Annotated in this window: 5 protein-coding genes and 1 pseudogene; 5 read left to right on the forward strand and 1 reads right to left on the reverse strand. The window is 67.9% G+C overall.

The window, feature by feature from the left end:
* From B0W88_RS33980 to B0W88_RS30340, 3 genes and pseudogenes are all read left to right on the forward strand, one after another.
* A pseudogene (locus tag B0W88_RS33980) lies at positions 1 to 280 on the forward strand (bb3-type cytochrome oxidase subunit III); the annotation flags it as partial.
* Between the two features lie 14 nt (positions 281 to 294).
* Positions 295 to 963 (forward strand): heme-copper oxidase subunit III family protein, encoded by a 669-nt coding sequence (locus tag B0W88_RS30335; RefSeq protein ID WP_077038230.1) that lies wholly within the window; start codon positions 295 to 297, stop codon positions 961 to 963.
* A 10-nt stretch (positions 964 to 973) separates the two neighbouring features.
* On the forward strand, positions 974 to 1,300 hold the full coding sequence (locus B0W88_RS30340; protein WP_077038231.1) for a cytochrome C oxidase subunit IV family protein: 327 nt from the start codon (positions 974 to 976) through the stop codon (positions 1,298 to 1,300).
* On the opposite strand, the gene B0W88_RS30345 is transcribed toward B0W88_RS30340, so the two are convergent.
* Positions 1,301 to 2,209, reverse strand: coding sequence for a bestrophin family protein (locus B0W88_RS30345; protein WP_077038232.1), 909 nt, complete (start codon positions 2,207 to 2,209; stop codon positions 1,301 to 1,303).
* Between the two features lie 70 nt (positions 2,210 to 2,279).
* Between B0W88_RS30345 and B0W88_RS30350 the strand changes: the two genes are divergently transcribed.
* Positions 2,280 to 2,741 carry a DUF1801 domain-containing protein gene (locus tag B0W88_RS30350; RefSeq protein WP_077038233.1) on the forward strand — a complete coding sequence of 154 codons (462 nt, stop codon included), beginning with the start codon at positions 2,280 to 2,282 and terminating at the stop codon, positions 2,739 to 2,741.
* Positions 2,742 to 2,799: 58 nt separating this feature from the next.
* Positions 2,800 to 3,923 (forward strand): ABC transporter ATP-binding protein/permease (locus B0W88_RS30355; protein ID WP_304442605.1); only part of this gene is annotated, 1,124 nt, incomplete at its 3' end.

Genomic DNA, 3,923 nt, shown 5'->3' on the forward strand with positions numbered 1-3,923 from the left:
GGCCTGGGCCTGGGCCGCGCTGGCCGGCGCGAAGGTGCTGCCGCAGGGCAACCCGGCGGCGAGCTTCCTCTACATGCTCACCGCGGTCCACGGCCTGCACGTGATCGGCGGCATCGTCGCCTGGCTGCTGCTCGCGCGCGGACCCTTGACGGGCTGGCGGATTGCCCTGTGCGCCCGCTACTGGCACTTCCTGCTGCTGCTGTGGCTGGTGCTGTACGCGACGCTGGCCCTGGTGACGCCTGAACTGGCCCGCGCGATCTGCGGCGTGTCGTCCAACTGAAGGAGGCATCCTCGATGTCGGCATCAACAAGCAACGTCGCCGGCCTGCGCGGCCTGGTGTCCGACTGGTCGCAGGACCGCCAGGCGCTGGGCGTGTCCTGGGGCAAGGCGATGATGTGGATCTTCCTGCTCAGCGACACCTTCGTCTTCAGCTGCTTCCTCACCGCCTACATGACGGTGCGCATGTCCACCACGGTGCCCTGGCCCAACCCGAGCCATGTGTTCGCGCTGCATGTGGGCGGCACCGACGTACCGCTGCTGCTGATCGCGATCATGACCTTCGTGCTGATCACCAGCAGCGGCACGATGGCGATGGCCGTCAACTACGGCTATGCGCGCAACCGCAAGATCGCCGCGCGCCTGATGCTGGTGACGGCGGCCTTCGGCGTGATGTTCGTCAGCATGCAGGCCTTCGAGTGGACCAAGCTGATCGTCGACGAAGGCGTGCGGCCCTGGACCAACCCGATGGGTGCGGCGCAGTTCGGCGCCTGCTTCTTCATGATCACCGGCTTCCACGGCCTGCACGTGTCCATCGGCGTGATCTACCTGATCGTCGTGGCGCTGAAGGTGATGCGCGGCGACTACGAGAAGAAGGGCTACCAGATCGTCGAGATCGCCGGCCTGTACTGGCACTTCGTGGACCTCGTCTGGGTCTTCATCTTCGCGTTCTTCTACCTCTGGTAAAGGACAAGCCATGAGCACCGATACCGCCAAGGGGCACCAGCAACATCCGATAGGCCTCTACCTGAAGGTCTGGATCCTGCTGTTCGTGCTGAGCACCTTCTCGTACATGGTCGACTACTTCCAGTTCCACGGCATGGTGCGCTGGGGGCTGATCCTGATCTTCATGATCCTGAAGGCCGGCTTCATCGTCGCGATCTTCATGCACATGGCCTGGGAGCGGCTGGCGCTGATCTTCGCGATCCTGCTGCCGCCGCTGGCGGTGCTGGTGCTGGTGGGGCTGATGTCGGCGGAGGCGGACTACACCTTCATCACGCGGCAGCTGTTCTTCGCCAAATAGCTAGCTGAGCACGAAATCTCGAGCCGCTTCGTCCGGCGGCAGCGGCTCGCCCAGCATCTCGCGCAGCGTGCCTTCGATCATGCGCGACATCGCGTCCAGCGCCAGGTCGTTGGGCTCGGTGCCGAAGGGCTCCTCGATCTCGGCGCTGAGCGCCTCCAGCGCGAAGAAGGTGTAGGCGATGAAGGCGACGACCACCGGCGTCATCGCGTCGATCGAGTCCACCAGGCCGAAGGGCAGCAGCAGGCAGTAGAGGTAGATCGTGCGGTGGATGATCACCGAATAGGTGAAGGGGATCGGCGTGCCGGCGATGCGCTCGCAGCCGCCCAGCGCCTCGGTCAGCTTGCCCAGCGGCTGCTCCATCGCCTGCACCAGGGCCGGGCTGAGGCCGCCCTCGCGGTGGCGCTCGCCGAGCCATTCGCCGGCCATCAGCAGCAGCATCGCGGGCTTGTAGCGGGCGGTGGCCAGGCGCTCGGCGTCGGCGGCCGGCAGCAGGCGGGCGAGATCGGCGGCGGCATCGCTGCCGCGCAGCTGGTGGCGCAGCGCGTGGACAAAGGCGATCAACAGCCGGCCCAGCGGGGCGGCGGCGCGCTTGTCTGCGTCCAGCGTCAGCGCCTGGCGCAGCAGGTTGCGCGTCTCGTTCAGCACCGAGCCCCACAGCGTGCGCGCCTCCCACCAGCGGGCATAGCTGGTGCTGTTGCGAAAGCCCAGGAAGATCGCCAGCGTCAGGCCGATCAGCGAGAAGGGCACGAAGTTCAGCGGGATCTTCCAGTGGAAGACATGGCCGTGGGCCATCGTGACGACGACGGCCAGCACGGTGGTGACCACCAGCTGCGGCAGGATGGCCGGCAGCACCGAGCCGCGCAGCACGACCAGCATGCGCAGCCAATGGGGACGGGGGCGAACGATCATGGTGACGACGATTGTGCGACGGCCGGGCCGGTGCCTACCGTACAGTTGCAGCGTTAGCACGGGAGCACAGATGAGCGCGACGACGCCCGCGGAAATCGAGGCCCGCATCGACACCTTCCTCGCCCGCTACGCCCCGGCCATCGAGCTGCAGCTGCGCCAGGCGCGCGCCCGGCTGCGCCAGCGCTTCCCGCGCGGCCACGAGCTGGTGTTCGACAACTACAACGCCCTGGTCTTCGGCATCAGCCCCAGCGAGCGCTCGACCGAGTCCTTCATCTCGGTGGCCGGCTATCCGCGCTGGGTCACGCTCTTCTTCCTGCACGGCGCCACGCTGGACGATCCCAAGGGCCTGCTCGAAGGCGAGGGCAAGCAGGTGCGCGGCATCCGGCTGAAGGGTCCGACCGAGATCGATTCGTCCGACGTGCAGGCCTTGATCGCGCAGGCCGAGACACCCTGGGCCGAACGCCTGGCCGCCGCGCCGCTGTTGGCCACCACGATCAAGATGGAAGCCGCCAAGCAAAGGCCGCGGCGCTGACAGCGGCCGCCGGCCGCGTCCGACAGGGCCAAGGGCTGCGGGCGGCTACCTTGGCGGCATGTCCTCCGCGCCGCCGCTCCCGTCTTCATCCTCCTCGTCCTCTGCCGCACCGGCGGCACCGCGGCCCCGGCGTTTCCAGCGCCCGCCCCAGCTCTCGCTGGCCGCCTGGAAGCAGTTCCTGAAGGTCGCCAAGCCCTACTGGGAGGGGGACCAGAAGCGCCGCGCGTGGTCGATGCTGGCGCTGCTGGTCGTGCTGATGCTGGCGCAGACGCAGCTGGCCGTGCTGCTGAACAACCAGACCGGCGAGATCACCTCGGCGCTGGCCGCCAAGGCCGCGCCGCGCTTCTGGCGGGCCGTGCGGCTCTGCCTGGTGATCGTGGCCATCATCGTGCCGGCCACCGCCTTCTACTACTGGATGCGTGACCTGTTCGCCAACCAGTGGCGGCGCTGGCTGACCGGCCGCTTCCTCAGCGGCTACCTGGCCGACCGCCGCTACTACGAGCTGGGCAGCAGCGGCGAGCTGGACAACCCCGACCAGCGCATCAGCGAGGACATCAACAACTTCACCGGCCGGTCCATCAACTTCCTGCTGATCTTCCTCGGCTCGGCGATGCAGCTGATCGCGTTCTCGGCCGTGCTCTGGTCGATCTCGCATCTGCTGGTCGGCTTCCTGGCCGTCTATTCGGTGCTGGGTACGGTGGTGGCGCTGTGGGTGTTCGGCCAGCCGCTGATCAAGCTGAACTTCTGGCAGATCCGCCGCGAGGCGGACTTCCGCTTCGGGCTGATGCGGCTGCGCGAGAACGCCGAGTCCATCGCCTTCTACCGCGGCGAGGCGCAGGAGCGCGCGCAGCTGGACCGGCAGTTCCAGGCCGTCTACGACAACTATGGCCAGCTGATCAGGAAGCAGCGCTCGCTGAACCTGTTCCAGACTGCCTTCAGCCAGCTCACGCTGGTGGTGCCCGCGATGATCCTGGCCGAGGGCGTGCTGTCGGGCCGGCTGGAGGTGGGCCGCGCGGTGCAGGCCGCGGGCGCCTTCGCGGCGGTGCTGAGTGCGGTGGCGGTGATCGTGGACAACTTCGAGAGCCTCTCGCGCTTCGTCGCCGGCATCGGCCGCCTGGACACGCTGGCGCAGCAGGTGCTGCCGCGCGAGGCGGGCGGACAGGACGAGCAGCAGATCCGCAC

It is taken from the genome of Pelomonas sp. KK5, assembly GCF_001984095.1.
Lineage (GTDB): Bacteria > Pseudomonadota > Gammaproteobacteria > Burkholderiales > Burkholderiaceae_C > KK5.